This is a genomic window from Terrirubrum flagellatum (genome assembly GCF_022059845.1).
Taxonomy (GTDB): domain Bacteria; phylum Pseudomonadota; class Alphaproteobacteria; order Rhizobiales; family Beijerinckiaceae; genus Terrirubrum; species Terrirubrum flagellatum.
Map to the genome: position 1 here is coordinate 832,990 of NZ_CP091851.1, position 15,921 is coordinate 848,910.

Here is a 15,921-nt window from a genome sequence, read left to right on the forward strand (position 1 = left end):
CCCCCTGAAGTTAATATGCGCTCGCTGCAGGAGTTGATCAGCGCGCAAGCTTGGTGTCGGCGACCTGTTTACGACTTCGTAACTGAACGGCCAAGGACAAGCCGAATTTTACGTTAACGGCGGCCCTGACGCGACGGCGCCGCCGTATTGCTCCAAGAGTGCGGCAAGAGACCAGGCGCGCCGTGAAACATCCGATCATCAAGCTTTTTCTCGCCCGGCTGCGGGCGATCTCGGCGGCCGAGCGGGCAGCCTATCCCGTTCCGGAGCTATGGCCTTTCCTTGAACCTTTCTCTCGCCACCTGATCCGGTTCGAGGAGCGCGCCGGCGGCGGCTTCGTTGTCATTGGCGCGGGCGACTCCGTCGCGCGGCTCTTTTCGCGGCCGATCGTCGGTTCCGCTTTATCGGAGCTATTTGGCGAGGGTGACGAGCATCGCGTCACGTCGATGCTGACGAGCGCGCTTTCGGATGGGGTAGGGTGGGTGTTCGGCGGCGAGATCAGGACGTCCCGCTTCCGGGCGATTACGATCGAGGCCGCCTTCGCGCCCGAGCCGCGACAGCCCGACGCTCCGCGACGCGGAGCTGCGTGCATTCTTCCTTTCAACCTGAGCAACCGGCGTGCGCGCATCGTCGCGCCGCGCCTGTGGCTCAGCAGCCAGCGTTCTTTTGATCTCGACCAGCTCTCGGGCGCTCATTCACGTCGGCAACGGCCGCATTCCGGACTGCGTCGCGGCTAGGGCCTGTTCGACAATCTCATTGCGCGCGCTGCGCGAACCTTGCGTTTACCATTGCGCTGCTAACTTCGCCCGGAACCCGACGCCTCTTCCGCGACCTGGCTCATTCTTGTCTCTTGCGCTCAAATCTTCCGCGAAAGCGCCCGTCGAGCGTCGCAAGCATCGGCGCGTGACCGTCAATTTGCTCGGGCGCTACATGCTTGAGACGCGGCAGGAATTTCCATGCCAGGCGATCGACATGTCGCCCGGCGGCGTATTGCTAAGGGCGCCGACCGTTGGCCGCATCGGCGAGCGCGTGATCGTCTATCTCGAACATCTCGGCCGAATTGAAGGAAAAATCACGCGCATCGCGCCGGGCGGATTTGCGATTTCGATCGCAACGACGATGCGCAAGCGCGACAAGCTTGCTGCGCAGCTCACCTGGCTCGCCAATCGCGCGCTCCTCGGCCTGCCGGAAGACAGACGTCATCTGCGCGTCGTTCCGCGCGATCCATTGACCATCGTGACGTTGCCCGACAAGACGGAAGTCAATGCGCGGCTGATCGACGTGTCGCTGTCCGGCGCGGCCTTCCATTGCGATACGCGGCTTGAGCGCGGAATGCTGATCCTGATCGGGGCGACGCAGGCGCGCGTCGTGCGTGTGTCGGAGGGCGGTGTCGCGGCCGAATTCATCACGCCGCTGACCGAAGATCGCTTCGACGAGAACATCGTTCTCTGATTGCGCGCGCCGCGACGATTGCGGCAGGGTTAATCCGATTTCATGAAATTGAAGCGCAACCTCCAGCGCTCGGAAACCTCGTTGTGGCGAGTTCCTTCATCTCGCCGCATTCGCTAAAATCCACAATGTTCATTTCATCGGACTGAAGTCCGCGCGAAGGCATGGTCGCCCCATCACAGGGATGGGACGATCCGATGAAGAAACTTCACGGAGCGCTCCTGGGGGCGACTGCGATGTTGGCGGTAGGCTCGTGGGACGCTCGCGCGGGCTCGCCGCGGCAGCAGATGGCTTCTTATCCGCCGGCTGCTTCGCAGGCGACGACGCTTGGCGACACGAAAATTCCGATAGGCTGGGTCGATTTCTGCTCGCGCTATCGCTCTGAGTGCGATGTGACGGCGCTGCCGTCGCGCGACGTCCAGATGACGCCGCAACTCTGGAAGACGCTGGTCACGATCAATGCGCGCGTCAACGCGGCGATCGAGCCGGTCAGCGACATGGATCACTGGGGCGTCGCCGAGCGCTGGGATTTCGCCGAGGACGGCAAGGGCGATTGCGAGGATTACGTGCTCGTGAAGCGTCGCGCGCTGATCGCCGCCGGACTGCCGCGTCAGGCGCTGCTGGTGACGATCGTCCGCGACAAGAAGGATGAGGGCCACGCCGTCCTGACGGTGAAGACCGACCGCGGCGATTTCATCCTCGACAATCAGGAAGACCGCATCCTGCCCTGGACCGCCACGGGCTATCGCTTCACCAAACGACAGGCGCAGGACAATCCCAATCGTTGGGTCGATCTGCAGGGCGGCCCGGCGCCGTCCGCGACGGCCGCGCGCTGAACGGCGCGTCTCTTATCTGAAAGGTTTGCGAGCCCCGGTCGCGTCCCCACCCCTCCCGTCCCCAGACCGGGTTTCGCATGGAGCCGGCGTTTCGAAAGAGACGCCGGCTCTTTCTTATTCACGCGCATGGCCGTTGAATTGGTGATTGAAACGCCACGCGTTAAGGTAAACAGAACTTAAACGCCGGATGAACGCGCAAAATGGTCGCCACAATCTTGCGGAGATTCGATCGATCCGATTAACCTCCTGTTAACCAGGGGGCTGTCTTGCGGATTGGCGGTCATATTCTTGCGGCGATCGCGCTTGTCGCTGTGACTGTTATTTCGGGCGCCGCGTCCGCCTCCTCCACCAAAAGCAATCGTCAGGCGATGATCCCGCCTTCGACCTCGATGCCTGCCTTGAAGGCCGCCAACGCGCCGCTCGGCTGGACCGAGTTCTGCGCGCGCTACGAAGGCGAGTGCGAGGTCAGCACGCTCCAGCCGGTCGACGTCACGCTCGACGGCAAGACGATGCGGCTGCTCACGCGCATCAATGACGAGGTCAACGCCGAGATCGAGCCGATCACCGATCAGGAGCATTGGGGCGTCGCCGAACGTTGGGACTATCCTGATGACGGGAAGGGCGATTGCGAAGACTTCGTGCTGGAAAAGCGCAAGCGCCTGATGAAGGCGGGTTTGCCGCGGCAGGCGCTGCTGATCTCGGTGGTGCGCGACCGGAAGGGTGATGGCCATGCCGTGCTGCTGGTAAAGACCGATCGCGGCGATTACGTCCTCGACAATCAGGAGCCTGCGATCCTGTCCTGGTCCGAAACTGGCTACGGCTTCGTCAAGCGTCAGGCCCAGGACAATCCGAACCACTGGGTTTCGCTCGGCGAACCCAGGACAAGCGTCGTCACCGTCGGCAATCCGCGCTGAATTGATTGCTGAGCTTTCGGCGGCTCAGGCGTTCACAGACGCCCCGCTGACGAAACGGATTTCCTCAAGCGCGCGCGCAATCGCTTCGCGCCCCGCCTCGATCGCTTCCGCCGCGCGCTGAAAATCAAAGAGACCAACGCGCGCGACGCGCGGCGCCACGAGAATGTCGGGCGGATCGCCGGCGAGACGGGAGCGCGCGATGCGATCCTGCGTGATATTGAAGGCGTCGATCATCACGGCTGCGATTCCAGGCCCAGCGACCTCGCGGCGCTGGAATGGATTGATGCGGTTCGCCGCGTCGCGCATCTGGGCGCGGAAGCTGCGCGTCGTTTCAAGGGCGGCGGCGGGAGCCGGCGCGTTTTCGTAAGTCGCGCCGTGCGAATAGATCACGGTCCCCTTGCTGACCATGTCGCCGTTGAGATTGACAGCGATGACGACGTCCGCGCCGAGCGCGCGCGCGGCGGTCACGGGCACCGGATTGACCAGCGCGCCGTCCATCAGCCAGCGCCCGCCGATATTCACGGGATCGAAAATGCCGGGCAGGGCGTAGGAGGCGCAGAGCGCATCCACGAGGCGGCCCTTTGTCAACCAGATTTCATGGCCTGTTTGTAGCTCGGTCGCGATCGCCGTGAAGGCCATCGGCAAATTCTCGATGCCGATGTCGCCGAGATGGCGATCAAGACGATGCCGCAGGCGCGCTCCGGCGATCAGACCAGAGCCGGAAATCTGCACATCCATCAGGCCGACGACGCGCGTTCGCGTCAGGCTGAGCGCGAAGTCCTCGAGTTCGTCGAGCTTGCCGGCGGCGAAACATCCGCCGACCACCGCGCCCATTGAGGCGCCGGTGACGATGTCGACCGGGACGCCGGCCTCCGCCAATGCTTTCAGGACGCCGATATGCGCCCATCCGCGGGCCGCGCCGCTGCCGAGAGCAAGAGCGATCTTGGGACGCCGCATCACCGGAGTTTGCGCCTCATCCGTGAAAACCGGCTCGCCGCCGCCGCTCATGCCAAACGCTCTGCGAGCCACGCCTTCGAGAAACATCGGCCCTCCTCCTGCTTAGAGCATGGCGCGAAAAAGTGGGAACCGGTTTTTCGCAGAAGCCATGCTCTAAATTTTTGAAATCGATCACGTTCACGCCTTTGGATTGAAACAATCCAAAGGCGTCGTGATCTTTGATCGCCTTGCGATCGAGGATGCGTACACGTCCTGAAACTAACATGAACGACGCGGGCCGGTTCCCGATAAGGTTCATGGAAGATTACCGCGCCTCCGAAATGATGAGCGGGCGCAGCGACGCTTCGCCGCCGCCGATGGGCTGGATGCGATAGAAGCAGGAATGGCGACCTGTGTGACAGCAGCCGCCGTCGCCGCCGACGCGCACCTTCAGCCAGATCGCGTCCTGATCGCAGTCGATACGCATCTCCACGACAGTCTGGATCTGTCCCGACGTATCGCCCTTATGCCAGAGGCTCTGGCGCGAGCGCGACCAGTACCAGGCTTCGCCGCTCTCGATGGTTTTGCGCAGCGATTCCTCATTCATATGCGCGACCATAAGCAGATCGCCGGTGTCGGCGTCGGTCGTCACGCAGGTGACGAGCCCCCGCGCGTCGAACTTCGGCGCGAGCGTCAACCCTTCTTCAGCGTCATGCTTCGAAGTCAGGCGCGGGAAGGAAGACATTGGAAATTCCACAGTGACGGGATCGATTTCGTTGCGCGTGACCTTATCATGGCGGAGCGCGGCGCCGTCACGTCTCTGATATTGGCGCTTCGTCGTGAAAATCCAGACGTTGCACGAGGTAAAGCCGCGCCATCGCGCGCATCTGATCGAGCGCCGCCTCACGACCCGCCAGCGCGGGTTCCGCCTCCAGCGCAACGATGGATTTCATTGAAAGCAGGAACGCGATTGCCGTGCTCATCAGTTCTTCGGGAGAGCGCTGTGGCGCGCGGCGTGCCAACAAGGCCGCAAGGCGTGCGCGCAATTCGTCGCGCCACACGCCGCCACGCAGATTGCCGTCCGGCCGCGCATCGATCAGCGCCATGGCGGCGTCGCGTTCGCGGCGGAGGCTCGGGAAGAGGCCGAGCAAGGCGTCGGCGAGATCGGCGGTCGACATGCCGGCGGCCTCCGCCTCCAGCGCGCCGAGCGCAGCGTCGAGCTGGATCGCGTAGCGCTCCAGCAGCGCTTCCCCGAGCACATCCTTGCTGGGGAAGAACTGGTAGAGTGACCCGATGGGCGCGCCGGCCCGCGCCGCAATTTCGGTCATCGTGGCCGCGTCATAGCCCTTGTCGCCAAACACCGACGTCGCGGCGTCCAGCAGCGCAGCAACCCGAAGCTCGCCCCGCTTTCGGCTGGGCGCTTTCGCGGCCGCGCTTGACTTAGATGAGGACATCCTCATATATCCATTGTGAGCCTACCCTCATATATCGACCGACTGGGGCGTCGACCAGCCCCGGTCGCGGATGGAGAATCGCCCCATGATCGAGCTTGATCCCCGCAGCGCCGCCCTTGTCCTGATTGATCTGCAGAACGGCATTGTCGCCATGCCGCTCGCGCCCCGAACGGGCGCTGAAATCGTCGCCGCGGGCCGCAGTCTCGCCGAGCGCTTCCGCGCTGCGGGCGCGCCCGTCGTGTTGGTCAATGTCGGCTGGTCGGCGGATCAAGGCGATATGCTGCGGCAACCGGTTGACCAAGCTATGGCGCGGCCGCCTGGAGGGCTGCCCGCCGGCTGGTCGGACCTCGTCGACGGCCTCGCGCAGCCCGGCGACATCCGCATCACCAAACGCCAGTGGGGCGCCTTCCATGGCACGGAGCTTGATCTGCAGCTTCGCCGGCGTGGCGTGAACACCCTCGTCCTTGGCGGCATCGCCACGAATTTCGGCGTCGAGGCGGTGGCGCGCGGCGCCTATGAGCATGGCTATGCGGTCGTCGTCGCCGAGGATGCCGCCGCGAGCATGTCGGCGGAGATGCACGCATTCTCGATCGAGCGCATTATGCCGAGAATCTCACGCGTCACGCGCGCGGCGGAGATCGCATTCTCGAAGGCGGCGTGATCAACGCCTCAATGGCGACAAAAACAAAGGCCGCCGAAATCGACGGCCTTTGTTAGCCTTGTCGCAGCGCTATTTCTCGAATCCGCGAAGCATCGTGAAGAAGCGCGTCTGTTCGGCGGGATCGTCGCGGAACAACCCGGTGAACTGACTCGTCACCGTCATTGCGCCGCGTTTGCGGACGCCGCGCATGCACATGCACATATGCTCGGCCTCGACGAGCACCGCGACGCCGCGCGGCTTCAGCGTCTCCTGAATCGCCTCGACGATCTGCGCCGTCATCGTCTCCTGCGTCTGCAAGCGTTGCGCGAAGACGTCGACGACGCGCGCGAGCTTGGACAGGCCGACAACGGCGCGATCGGGGAAATAGGCGACATGGACCTTGCCGTAGAACGGCACCATGTGGTGTTCGCAGTGTGAATAGAACTCGATGTCCTTCACCAGCACCATGTCGTCATAGCCGGCGACGTCGGCGAAGGTGCGTTCAAGAATCTCCCCGGGCTGCTTGCGATAGCCGGCGAACAGCTCTTCATAGGCTTTGACGACGCGCTCCGGCGTATCTTTCAGCCCCTCGCGTTCAGGATCGTCGCAGGCCCATCGAATAAGCGTGCGCACGGCCGCCTCAGCTTCCTCGCGCGAGGGTCTGTTGTCGTTCAGCTTGTCGGCGGGCGCACGAGTTTGACGCACGGACAAGGGCTTAACCACGGCATCCATGTGGAGCCTCCCGTTTCATCACCATCTTATGCGGCCTGATCGCCGTCAAACCACCCCGGCGACGGAAACGCGCAAACCAAAATTCAGATGGCGCGGAGCAGAAAATTCCGCTCCGCTTCTTCACGTGGGGACTGAGTGGGCCGTGATCAACCCGCTGTGAGGCGGAGCGGCGTCAACGCCTTCGCGGCGGTAGAGGATGCGGCTCCGCCTTTGACGCGCCGGCGGGCCAAGTCGCAGGATCGTCGAAATCGATCGGCTTCGCCACTGTTTCCGTCGACGCTGAGGCATCCGCGGTAGTCGCGGCGGCAGGTGGAAGCACCGCTGTGGTGCGCACCGCGCGCGGCGTCGCCAGCGTATCGAACGGGCTTTGCTGCGCTGTTCCCAGCACGCCCGCGCTCTCGGGGGGCGCCGCGATCACGGCGACTTTCGCAGGCGCAGGGGAGGGCTGCGCGACAGGCGGAGCAGCGGCCGGCTGCGGCGCGGAAACCGGAGAAGCTGCGCTCGCCTCGACAGGCGTCGTATCAGTCGGCGCGGGAACGCGCATGCTCGGCGGGGGCGGAGCAGCGATCACGGGTGGAGAGCGGAAAGCCTGCGACGTTCCGCCGCTGGAATTGAGGCTCGCGAGACTCGTCAGACTCTCGATCGCGCTGGCGATGCGCCCGCTCGCCATCCCGTTTGAAGCGGCCCACCAGCCTGCGCCGAGCGCGAGTGCGGGGAGCGCCACGGCCAACAAAAGCACGCGCCCCATGCGGCGTTTGCGCGGCAGGCGCAGCGGTTCAAGCGCCGCTGCGGCTTCTTCGCGGAATGCGGCCGCAGGTTGAAATGCGGGCGCATGCGCGAACGCGATAGGCTCGGGCTCGACGGCGCGCGGAGCCGGCTCAACCGCGCGGACGGCGGCCTCCTGAACAATTCGCGGCGCTTCAGGCGCGGGAGCGGGGCGGCGCGGAGGCAGCTTGCGGGCGTTGGCGAACATCTCCGCCAGAAGCCGTTCGATGTCGGCCTCAGGCAGGATCGGAAGCTCATCATGGAGCGCGGAGTCGATGGTTTGCGTGCTCATTACTTCTACCAGTTCGCCCCAGGCGCCGGTCTCCGAACCGGCCAGCCCAACTTTCCATTCGCGCCAGCTAACCTATATCATGGGAGAAAATCAGGCAGGGTTCGCCCCCTTATCGCCATGCTCGACCAAGTCTACAATAATCGCATTCTGGCGCTTGCCGCGGACATTCCCCGCCTCGGGCGGCTTCAGGCCCCCGATGGCAGCGCCACCGTGCGGTCGAAATTATGCGGCTCGACCGTCACCGTCGATGTGAAGATGGCGGAAGGGAAGGTGGCGGATTTCGCCCATGATGTGAAGGCCTGCGCGCTCGGCCAGGCGTCGTCCTCGATCATGGCGCGCCATGTGATCGGCGCGAGCGGCGAGGAATTGCGCGCCGTGCGCGATCTTGTTCGCCGCATGCTGAAAGAGAACGGCCCCCCTCCGGCGGAGGGCGAAGCTTGGGAGGATATTCGAGTGCTCGAGCCGGTGCGCGATTACAAGGCGCGCCACGCCTCGACCTTGCTGACCTTCGAAGCGGTTGTCGAAGCGATCGAGAAGGCGGAGGCCGCGCGCGCGGCCGCTTGAGCGCCCGCGGCGACGGACATGACGGCGTCGTCAATCACGCAGCCCGAGCTTCGATCCGAGATTGCATGCCCGCTCTGCGGCCATCGCAAGGTCGAGCAGATGCCGACGGACGTCTGCCAGTTCTTCTATGATTGTGAAGGCTGCGGCGCGCTGCTGCGCCCGAAAGCGGGCGATTGTTGTGTATTCTGCTCCTACGGCTCCATGCCGTGCCCACCTGTGCAGCTTCAACGCCAAAGCGGCGGTGAAAGCGGTTGCTGCTGTTGCTGAGCGGCTCGCTGCGCCACTTTGCGACGGGCTGTCGGCGCGTTCTCCTTAACCCTGTTGTTTTCCGTCCCCTTCTTGCCCTTGTCGCGCCTTGATCAATTCCTACATCGCCCGCGCGGGAGGCGAGGCGTGCGGGAATCGATGGCGATGAGTGCGGATTTTGCTGGCGAATGGCGCGATCTCGGCGCGCGGCCGTCGGTCGACGCGCGCCGCGCAAGGGAGATGCGCGAACAACGCGCGCTTGATCGGCTGGCGCTTGTCGCGCGCGTCATGGATTCCGCTTTCGTCATTCCGGGCGCTAACATCCGCATCGGCGTCGATCCTCTGATCGGGCTCATCCCCGCGGTCGGCGACATGATCGCGGGCGCTATCGCCGCGTGGATCGTCTTTGAAGCGCGCCGTCTCGGCGCGCCTGTAACGCTCGTTGCGCGCATGGTGGCGAATGTGGTGGTCGACACCGTGATCGGCGCCGTGCCTGTCATCGGCGACGCGTTTGACGTCGCTTTCAAGGCCAATATTCGCAATGTCGAACTTCTCAGGCGGCACCTTGAAAGGCGCCGCCCGACAATCGATGGCGAGGTCGTCGGCCGCGGCTGAGGCGGGCCGACGCCAGTTCACATGCCGAGAGCGCTGCGCAGCTCGGCTTTCGCCGCGGCGAATTCAGTTTTGAAATCGTCCTGCTGCGCGATCGTCTGCGCGATGACGGAGCCGGAGATGCGGCCCATCTCCACGTCGGAGCGGTAATGGATACCTCCGACGATGCGATTGTTTCCATATTCCCAAGCGCGCGCCATGATCGCCGCGCGGCGCTCGGGCAGCATGTTCGACAGCACGATGCCCATCAGCGTGCCAACCGTCGTATGTCCCGACGGCCAGGCGCCGGAGTTCGAAATCTTTACAGTCGGCTTCACGAGGTCGGAAACCTGATGCGGGCGGGGGCGCTTCCAGGTGTCCTTCGCGGGATCGACGACGGCGCCTTCGGTCGCGACCACGCGATCAAAGAAGGCTGCGAATTTCGGCAGACTTTCGCGATTGAATTTCGGCGAGCCGATCACCTCGGCGAAGCGCCAGACATCTTCCACGACGTCGGCCTGGGCGCGCTTCTCCATCTCGGGCGTGCGCGTCACCTGCAGCGTCAGGACCTCGCCAAGCTCGGCCTTCGTCTGCGCGGAATCATTCGCCGGCGGCGGCGGCAGGATCTGAAGAAGATCGATTTCCTTGGCGGTGGCGAACGGCTTCGCCTCGTCGGCGGCCTGAGCCAGAGGCGAGGCGACAAGCGCCAGCGCGACAGTTATGGAAGCAAGCAGTGTGCGCATCGAATTCCCCCGTCAGATGAAGAGATTTCGTCACTAGCAGCGTCCGCATGACAGACCGACGACAGTCATGGCCGCAGCAGGCGGCGCATGGCGCGATCCGCGCCTATCAGCTCACGCTGTCAAGCCTGATTGGGAGGCAGTGCCGGCACTGGCCGTCCTGCTCCGAATACACCGACGAAGCGATCCAAAAGCATGGCGTCTGGGCTGGAGGCTGGATGGGCTTTGCGCGCATCTGCCGCTGCGGCCCCGGCGGCACGCATGGCATCGATCTGGTCTGCGAGGAAGTCCCGGCAGGCGCGACATGGTTCACGCCCTGGCGCTATGGCCGCTGGGGTTTCGTGAACGCGCCGGAACCGGATTTGGATTTACGCGACGTCGAAACCGCGCCGACCGCTGAGCGTGCCAAGGCGACCGATAATCCGGGAGGCGAAGTGATCGCCTCGACGCCGGCGGTTGACAGACGATAGCGAGCGACGTCGTCGGCGCTGAGCCAATCGACCTTTTCGTAAGAGGTTTTCATGGCGCGGCGGCCAAGCTCGGCGTCGACGCCCATCTCCTTCAGGAAAGCTTCGATGTCAGCCTGGCTCTCGGCATGCGCCTGCTTGCGCTCGGCTTCAGTCAATGCCGCGCGCAGCGTCTTGCCGACCGCGCTGGTCTCATCGACATGGGTTTCATGGACGCCGATGCTCACGCCCGGCGGCGCAATGCGGACCATCGCCCCGGCCAGTGCGAAGGGGCAGGCGGAGGCGCATTCGGCTTTCTCCAGCGAGACGTCGAACAGTTTGACGCCCTTCTCTTCGCACGGTCCGGGCTCGCCGCAGGCGACGGGCGTGGCGCGCGCGATGATGACCGTCACGTTGAAGCGTCGCCACATCCGCCCGAGATTGGTCGCGCCCACGACATAGCCGCCGGGCGAATTCAGGAGCACCGGCAGGTCCCTTTCGCCTGCCATCTTGCGCGCGAGCAGAAAGGCGATCGCGCTGCCAAAGCCGATCTCGCCGTCCGCCGCGATGAACTGGGCGCAGTCGGTCTCGCAGGCCCCAGCAATTCTCAGCCGCCCCGGCGTGAAGCGCATGCCAGTCTCTGACATGGTTTCCGGCGCGCGCTTGACGAGTTCTTCGGCCCTGGCGCCGCCTGTGAAAAACGCCGCGAAGGCCGCGGTCGCGGCCAGCGTCTTCATGCGCAAGGCGGTCGAGGCGTGGCGCTTCATCGCTTGTCTTCGGGCGCCCGGATCGTATATGCGCGACGGGCCCTGCGCCAGCCGATGGCGGCGGGAGGGCTCCCATCATGCTTACGCCGTCCGTAGCGGCGAGTGAGCCGGAGATCGACCAATGTCTTCCATTCAATTGACGTTTCCAGACGGCGCGCAGCGGAGCTTCGCAGCCGGCGCGACCGGCCGCGACATCGCCGCCGGCATTTCCCCATCGCTTCTCAAACGCACGGTCGCCATGGCGCTGAACGGCGTCGTGTCTGACCTGTCCGACCCGATCAAGGCGGACGCGAAGATCGAGTTCCTGACGCGCGAGGACCCGCGCGCGCTCGAACTGATCCGCCACGACGCGGCGCATGTGCTCGCAGAAGCGGTTCAGTCGCTCTGGCCGGGCACGCAAGTGACGATCGGCCCCGTCATCGAAAACGGCTTCTATTACGATTTCGCGCGCAACGAGCCTTTCACGCCCGATGATTTTCCCGCCATCGAAAAGAAGATGCGCGAAATCATCGCGAAGGATGCGCCTTTCACCAAGGAGGAGTGGTCGCGCGACAAGGCGAAGGCGTACTTCCGCGACAAGGGCGAGATGTTCAAGATCGAACTCGTCGACGCCATTCCGGAAGGCGAGAGCCTGAAGATCTATCGCCAGGGCGACTGGCTCGATCTCTGTCGCGGACCGCACATGACGTCCGTGGGCAAGGTCGGCTCGGCTTTCAAGCTGATGAAGGTGGCGGGCGCCTACTGGCGCGGCGATTCCACCAAGCCGATGCTGACGCGCATCTATGCGACGGCCTTCGCGAAGCAGGAAGACCTTGACGCGCACCTCAAGCAGATCGAGGAGGCGGAGAAGCGCGACCATCGCAAGATCGGCCGCGAGATGGATCTCTTCCACTTCCAGGAGGAAGGTCCAGGCGTCGTCTTCTGGCATTCAAAGGGCTGGCGCCTGTTCCAGACGCTGATCGCCTATATGCGCGGTCGCCTCGCGGCTGATTATGAGGAAGTGAACGCGCCGCAGGTGCTCGACAAATCCCTGTGGGAGACGTCGGGCCACTGGGGCTGGTACTCCGACAACATGTTCGCGGTGAAATCCGCGAGCGCGTTCATCCGTCCCAACGATCCCGACGCGGATCAGCGCGTGTTTGCGCTCAAGCCGATGAATTGCCCCGGCCATGTGCAGATCTTCAAACATGGGTTGAAGAGCTACCGCGACCTCCCGATCCGCTACGCAGAGTTCGGCGCGGTGCATCGCTACGAAGCGTCAGGCGCGTTGCATGGGCTGATGCGCGTGCGCGGCTTCACGCAGGATGACGCGCATATCTTCTGCACCGAGGAGCAGCTCGAGGCGGAAATACTCAAGATCAACGACCTGATGATGTCGGTCTATGCAGACTTCGGCTTCGAAGAGGTCGTGGTGAAGCTCGCCACGCGGCCGGAGAAGCGCGTTGGCACGGATGCGATGTGGGATCACGCCGAAGACATCCTGCGTCGCGTGCTCGACCGCATGACGCTGCAATCAAACGGCCGCATCAAGACCGGAATCAACGAAGGCGAAGGCACGTTCTACGGGCCGAAGTTCGAATATACGTTGCGTGACGCCATTGGCCGCGACTGGCAATGCGGCACGACGCAGATCGACTTCAATCTCCCCGAGAGGTTCGGCGCCTTTTATATCGACGCAAGCGGCGAGAAGAAGCAGCCGGTCATGGTGCATCGTGCGATCTGCGGCTCGATGGAGCGCTTTCTCGGTATTCTGATCGAGTCGCACGCCGGGCATTTTCCGCTCTGGCTTGCGCCTGAGCAGATCATCGTCGCACCGATCACATCGGACGCCGATGGCTACGCCCATGAAGTTGTCACGGCGGCGCTTGGGAAAGGCCTGCGCGCCCGCGCGGATCTTCGCAATGAGAAGATCAGCTACAAGGTGCGCGAACATTCGCTGGCGAAGGTGCCGGTGATCCTGGCGGTTGGTCGCAAGGAGGCCGGCGATCGCAGCGTCTCGATCCGTCGTCTCGGCTCGCAGGAGCAGAAGTCGATGTCGCTCGACGAAGCGCTGGCGATGCTCGCCGCAGAAGCGCAGCCGCCGAAGCATTGAGTCCGGCGGGCGCGCCAATATCGGCGCGCCCGCTGCTTGTTTGCAAACGGTCGTCTTAATTCTCTGTGAAGAGGGCTGCGCATGACATTCTCCGCAGATGCCTGGCGCCGCAACGAAGCGCTGTACGAAACGATCAGGACGATGCCGTTCAACCGCGAACTGGCGGACGGTTCGCTCGGGCGCGATCGCTTTCTCCACTATATGAAGCAGGATGCCCATTATCTCGTCGCGTTCGGGCGCTGCCTTGCTGTGGCGGCGGCGAAGGCGCCGACGCCAGACATGCTCGTGCAATTGACGGGATCGGCGCGCGCGGCGGTAGAGGTCGAGCGCTCGCTGCATGAAGGCTTCTTCAAGGCGTTCGGCGTGTCGGCGGAGGAATTCACCGCGACGGAGATGTCACCTGCCTGCAGCCTCTACACGAATTTCCTGCTTGCGACTGCGCATCAGGATTCATTCGCGGTCACCGTCGCTGCGCTGCTGCCCTGCTTCTGGATTTACGCCGAAGTCGGCCGCGACATTCTGGCGAAGCCTGTGGCGGGCAATCCCTATCAGGCCTGGATCGACGCGTATGGCGGCGAGGAGTTCCAGGATGGCGTCGCGAGAATGATTGGCCTCGTTGATGATGCAGCGCGCGATCAGTCGCCGGCGACGATCGCTTCGATGCATCGCGCCTTCACGATGTCGACGAAGATGGAATGGATGTTCTGGGACAGCGCGTATCGGCTGGAGTCGTGGCCCGTCTGAGCGATAACGGGCAGGCGTCAGCGCGCCAGCACCTCGATGTCGCGATCGAGGCCGGATTCCACCTTGAAGGGGCGTTGATAGACTTTGCCCTGATGGCGGGCGATGCAGATATATTCGCCTTCTGCGAGGATCAGCGAGGGAAAGGCGCCGATCGCTTCGCGAATGACGTCGCCGCCCGGCGTCAGCACCGAAAATGCAGTTCCCGCCAGAGCTTCACCGCCGGGATTGGTGACGAGTTTCAGCGTCACGGTCGCAGCGCGATGATTCATCGTGGCTTCGGTGACCTTGCCGCTATCAACCTTCAAATCGGCGCGCATGATTGAGTTGGTGTCGCCATAGGCCGATACGACGTGATAGGCGCCTTCGGGCAGGCGCACGACGTCGCCCGTCTTCACATTCTGCGCGACAAGCCGGCCTTCGCTGTTGTTCGGCAGCGGCGCATAGATAGTGAAATTCATGAGCTGCGCCGGCGCCGGCGCCTGTCCGATCGCGCCGGAGAGTTTCAATGCGCCGGCCGCGATCGTGAAACGCTCGTTGGTCTCGCGCTGGCCGACATGGATTCGGCGAACCGCGCCGGCGAGGCCATAGCCGACATGCACGATGTAGGAGCCGGGATCGAGCCGGAAGGACGGCGACGCGTCGGTCGATGTCGCCAGCGGCTTCTCGCCTTCTCCGGCGCCATTCTCGGCGAAGATGCGCCAGACGAGGCCGCCCGGCACGGTGCGGTTCAAGCCGGAAAACTGGGCCGTGAGAAACAGAAGTCCTGATGGCTCCGGAGCGCTCGCGACCGGAGGCGGCGCGGGCGCAGCTGGAGCTGCTGGCGGCGGCTGCGCGGGAGCGGCAGGTTGCGAAACGGCAGGCGGAGCTTGCGTCTCCGGCTGAGCCGACTGCGGCTGTTGCGCGGTCGCGGCCGAAGCGAAAGCGCATAACGCGAAAATGATCGCCCGTTTGATCATGCCTGTTTGTAGAGTTTCCAAAGAGCCGCGGCCAGTCTTCTCATTTTCGAACAATCACGGCGAGAATGGGGTCATCAACGGTTTGTGCGCTTGACCGCCGCGGGCGCCGCTCCCTATCTCATGCCCGTCCGGCGCGCGCCAGAGTTTGCGCCCTATCCGAGGCGCAACGCGCCTTTTCCTTGCAGGTTCTCATGTCCGATCTCCTGACGTTGCTGCAAACCCGCCGGTCGCTCGCGCCGCACAAGATGGCTGGGCCCGGCCCCAGCGAAGCGGACATCGAAACGATGCTGAAAATCGCGACGCGTGTGCCCGATCACGGCAAGCTCGCGCCCTGGCGCTTCGTCGTCATTCAGGGCGACGCGCGCGCGAAGATTGGCGAGAAGCTCGAGGCGATCTTTGTGGAGGATAACCCCGGCGCCGACGAAGATCGTCGCCGCATCGAGCGCGAGCGACTGTCGCGCGCTCCGCTCGTCATCGCCGTCGTCAGCAAGGCCGGCCCCCATGTGAAGATTCCGGAATGGGAACAGATCATGTCGGCGGGCGCCGCCTGCATGAATCTCGTTTGGGCGGCGAATGCGCTCGGCTATGTCACGGCGTGGCTGACGGAGTGGTACGCCTATGACGAGCGCACGCGAGACATCTTCGGCATTGCGCCGAACGAGAAGCTCGTCGGCTTCGTGCATATTGGTCTGCGCAGTGAGCCTGCGGACGATCGCCCGCGTCCTGCGCTTGCCGACGTCGTGACGCGCCTCTAAGAAAT

General features: G+C 64.0%; 19 protein-coding genes and 1 pseudogene. 12 read left to right on the forward strand and 8 right to left on the reverse strand.

The window, feature by feature from the left end; translation table 11 throughout:
• Positions 1–182 precede the first annotated feature (182 nt).
• The 4 genes from L8F45_RS04275 (at position 183) to L8F45_RS04290 (ending at position 3,196) form a co-directional block, all read left to right on the forward strand.
• Positions 183–734, forward strand: coding sequence for a hypothetical protein (locus L8F45_RS04275; protein WP_342361648.1), 552 nt, complete (start codon positions 183–185; stop codon positions 732–734).
• A gap of 106 nt (positions 735–840) precedes the next feature.
• Positions 841–1,449: a PilZ domain-containing protein gene (locus L8F45_RS04280; RefSeq protein WP_425329979.1), complete on the forward strand. Its 609-nt coding sequence runs from the start codon at positions 841–843 to the stop codon at positions 1,447–1,449.
• Positions 1,450–1,682: 233 nt separating this feature from the next.
• Complete coding sequence (locus tag L8F45_RS04285; protein WP_425329980.1) at positions 1,683–2,282, forward strand: transglutaminase-like cysteine peptidase; 600 nt, start codon at positions 1,683–1,685, stop codon at positions 2,280–2,282.
• Between the two features lie 266 nt (positions 2,283–2,548).
• A complete protein-coding gene (locus tag L8F45_RS04290) occupies positions 2,549–3,196 on the forward strand; it encodes a transglutaminase-like cysteine peptidase (RefSeq protein ID WP_342361650.1) in 648 nt (215 codons plus the stop codon).
• Positions 3,197–3,220: 24 nt separating this feature from the next.
• Here L8F45_RS04290 and L8F45_RS04295 read toward each other — a convergent pair whose 3' ends face one another.
• The 3 genes from L8F45_RS04295 to L8F45_RS04305 all read right to left on the reverse strand — a co-directional run bounded on the left by L8F45_RS04295 (position 3,221) and on the right by L8F45_RS04305 (position 5,586).
• Positions 3,221–4,240 carry a patatin-like phospholipase family protein gene (locus L8F45_RS04295; RefSeq protein WP_342361651.1) on the reverse strand — a complete coding sequence of 340 codons (1,020 nt, stop codon included), beginning with the start codon at positions 4,238–4,240 and terminating at the stop codon, positions 3,221–3,223.
• A gap of 217 nt (positions 4,241–4,457) precedes the next feature.
• The gene (hisI, locus tag L8F45_RS04300) at positions 4,458–4,877 is read right to left on the reverse strand and encodes a phosphoribosyl-AMP cyclohydrolase (RefSeq protein ID WP_342361652.1); all 420 of its coding nucleotides are present in this window, start codon (positions 4,875–4,877) and stop codon (positions 4,458–4,460) included.
• Between the two features lie 67 nt (positions 4,878–4,944).
• Positions 4,945–5,586: a TetR/AcrR family transcriptional regulator gene (locus tag L8F45_RS04305; RefSeq protein ID WP_342361653.1), complete on the reverse strand. Its 642-nt coding sequence runs from the start codon at positions 5,584–5,586 to the stop codon at positions 4,945–4,947.
• Between the two features lie 85 nt (positions 5,587–5,671).
• Here L8F45_RS04305 and L8F45_RS04310 point away from each other — a divergent pair, with 85 nt between their 5' ends.
• A complete protein-coding gene (locus tag L8F45_RS04310; protein ID WP_342361654.1) occupies positions 5,672–6,247 on the forward strand; it encodes a hydrolase in 576 nt (191 codons plus the stop codon).
• Positions 6,248–6,316: 69 nt separating this feature from the next.
• Here L8F45_RS04310 and folE read toward each other — a convergent pair whose 3' ends face one another.
• Together folE and L8F45_RS04320 are read right to left on the reverse strand one after the other, a co-directional pair.
• Positions 6,317–6,958, reverse strand: coding sequence for a GTP cyclohydrolase I FolE (folE, locus tag L8F45_RS04315; protein WP_342361655.1), 642 nt, complete (start codon positions 6,956–6,958; stop codon positions 6,317–6,319).
• Between the two features lie 172 nt (positions 6,959–7,130).
• The gene (locus tag L8F45_RS04320) at positions 7,131–8,015 is read right to left on the reverse strand and encodes a hypothetical protein (RefSeq protein ID WP_342361656.1); all 885 of its coding nucleotides are present in this window, start codon (positions 8,013–8,015) and stop codon (positions 7,131–7,133) included.
• A 117-nt stretch (positions 8,016–8,132) separates the two neighbouring features.
• Here L8F45_RS04320 and L8F45_RS04325 point away from each other — a divergent pair, with 117 nt between their 5' ends.
• The 3 genes from L8F45_RS04325 (at position 8,133) to L8F45_RS04335 (ending at position 9,440) form a co-directional block, all read left to right on the forward strand.
• Entirely contained in the window at positions 8,133–8,579 is a 447-nt protein-coding gene (locus L8F45_RS04325; RefSeq protein ID WP_342361657.1) for an iron-sulfur cluster assembly scaffold protein, read from the forward strand.
• A gap of 18 nt (positions 8,580–8,597) precedes the next feature.
• Positions 8,598–8,846 (forward strand): GDCCVxC domain-containing (seleno)protein, encoded by a 249-nt coding sequence (locus L8F45_RS04330; protein ID WP_342361658.1) that lies wholly within the window; start codon positions 8,598–8,600, stop codon positions 8,844–8,846.
• Between the two features lie 144 nt (positions 8,847–8,990).
• A complete protein-coding gene (locus tag L8F45_RS04335; protein ID WP_342361659.1) occupies positions 8,991–9,440 on the forward strand; it encodes a DUF4112 domain-containing protein in 450 nt (149 codons plus the stop codon).
• Between the two features lie 17 nt (positions 9,441–9,457).
• Here the strand turns inward: L8F45_RS04335 and L8F45_RS04340 are convergent, their stop codons facing one another.
• Entirely contained in the window at positions 9,458–10,159 is a 702-nt protein-coding gene (locus tag L8F45_RS04340) for an acid phosphatase (protein ID WP_342361660.1), read from the reverse strand.
• 47 nt (positions 10,160–10,206) lie between these two features.
• On the opposite strand from L8F45_RS04340, the pseudogene yidD reads away from it, so the two are divergent.
• Positions 10,207–10,515 (forward strand): annotated as a pseudogene (yidD, locus tag L8F45_RS04345) (membrane protein insertion efficiency factor YidD); the annotation flags it as partial.
• Here the strand turns inward: yidD and L8F45_RS30810 are convergent.
• Positions 10,479–11,369, reverse strand: coding sequence for a COG3904 family protein (locus L8F45_RS30810; RefSeq protein WP_425329981.1), 891 nt, complete (start codon positions 11,367–11,369; stop codon positions 10,479–10,481). The pseudogene yidD and the gene L8F45_RS30810 overlap by 37 nt on opposite strands.
• A gap of 121 nt (positions 11,370–11,490) precedes the next feature.
• Here L8F45_RS30810 and thrS point away from each other — a divergent pair, with 121 nt between their 5' ends.
• Both thrS and tenA read left to right on the forward strand, forming a co-directional pair.
• Positions 11,491–13,461 carry a threonine--tRNA ligase gene (thrS, locus tag L8F45_RS04350; RefSeq protein WP_342361662.1) on the forward strand — a complete coding sequence of 657 codons (1,971 nt, stop codon included), beginning with the start codon at positions 11,491–11,493 and terminating at the stop codon, positions 13,459–13,461.
• 81 nt (positions 13,462–13,542) lie between these two features.
• Entirely contained in the window at positions 13,543–14,205 is a 663-nt protein-coding gene (tenA, locus tag L8F45_RS04355) for a thiaminase II (RefSeq protein WP_342361663.1), read from the forward strand.
• A gap of 17 nt (positions 14,206–14,222) precedes the next feature.
• Here tenA and L8F45_RS04360 read toward each other — a convergent pair whose 3' ends face one another.
• On the reverse strand, positions 14,223–14,936 hold the full coding sequence (locus L8F45_RS04360; protein WP_342361664.1) for a hypothetical protein: 714 nt from the start codon (positions 14,934–14,936) through the stop codon (positions 14,223–14,225).
• Between the two features lie 416 nt (positions 14,937–15,352).
• Between L8F45_RS04360 and L8F45_RS04365 the strand changes: the two genes are divergently transcribed.
• Positions 15,353–15,916: a nitroreductase family protein gene (locus L8F45_RS04365; protein WP_342361665.1), complete on the forward strand. Its 564-nt coding sequence runs from the start codon at positions 15,353–15,355 to the stop codon at positions 15,914–15,916.
• The last annotated feature ends 5 nt before the right edge of the window (positions 15,917–15,921 follow it).

Bases quoted from the DNA above. Each gene is read 5' to 3' on its own strand.
- L8F45_RS04320 (WP_342361656.1), bottom strand. From the start codon at position 8,015: ATGAGCACGCAAACCATCGACTCCGCGCTCCATGATGAGCTTCCGATC.
- L8F45_RS04330 (WP_342361658.1), top strand. From the start codon at position 8,598: ATGACGGCGTCGTCAATCACGCAGCCCGAGCTTCGATCCGAGATTGCA.
- hisI (WP_342361652.1), bottom strand. From the start codon at position 4,877: ATGTCTTCCTTCCCGCGCCTGACTTCGAAGCATGACGCTGAAGAAGGG.
- L8F45_RS30810 (WP_425329981.1), bottom strand. From the start codon at position 11,369: ATGAAGCGCCACGCCTCGACCGCCTTGCGCATGAAGACGCTGGCCGCG.
- L8F45_RS04310 (WP_342361654.1), top strand. From the start codon at position 5,672: ATGATCGAGCTTGATCCCCGCAGCGCCGCCCTTGTCCTGATTGATCTG.
- L8F45_RS04335 (WP_342361659.1), top strand. From the start codon at position 8,991: ATGAGTGCGGATTTTGCTGGCGAATGGCGCGATCTCGGCGCGCGGCCG.
- tenA (WP_342361663.1), top strand. From the start codon at position 13,543: ATGACATTCTCCGCAGATGCCTGGCGCCGCAACGAAGCGCTGTACGAA.
- L8F45_RS04305 (WP_342361653.1), bottom strand. From the start codon at position 5,586: ATGTCCTCATCTAAGTCAAGCGCGGCCGCGAAAGCGCCCAGCCGAAAG.
- L8F45_RS04285 (WP_425329980.1), top strand. From the start codon at position 1,683: ATGTTGGCGGTAGGCTCGTGGGACGCTCGCGCGGGCTCGCCGCGGCAG.
- L8F45_RS04340 (WP_342361660.1), bottom strand. From the start codon at position 10,159: ATGCGCACACTGCTTGCTTCCATAACTGTCGCGCTGGCGCTTGTCGCC.
- L8F45_RS04365 (WP_342361665.1), top strand. From the start codon at position 15,353: ATGTCCGATCTCCTGACGTTGCTGCAAACCCGCCGGTCGCTCGCGCCG.
- thrS (WP_342361662.1), top strand. From the start codon at position 11,491: ATGTCTTCCATTCAATTGACGTTTCCAGACGGCGCGCAGCGGAGCTTC.
- L8F45_RS04325 (WP_342361657.1), top strand. From the start codon at position 8,133: ATGCTCGACCAAGTCTACAATAATCGCATTCTGGCGCTTGCCGCGGAC.
- L8F45_RS04295 (WP_342361651.1), bottom strand. From the start codon at position 4,240: ATGTTTCTCGAAGGCGTGGCTCGCAGAGCGTTTGGCATGAGCGGCGGC.
- folE (WP_342361655.1), bottom strand. From the start codon at position 6,958: ATGGATGCCGTGGTTAAGCCCTTGTCCGTGCGTCAAACTCGTGCGCCC.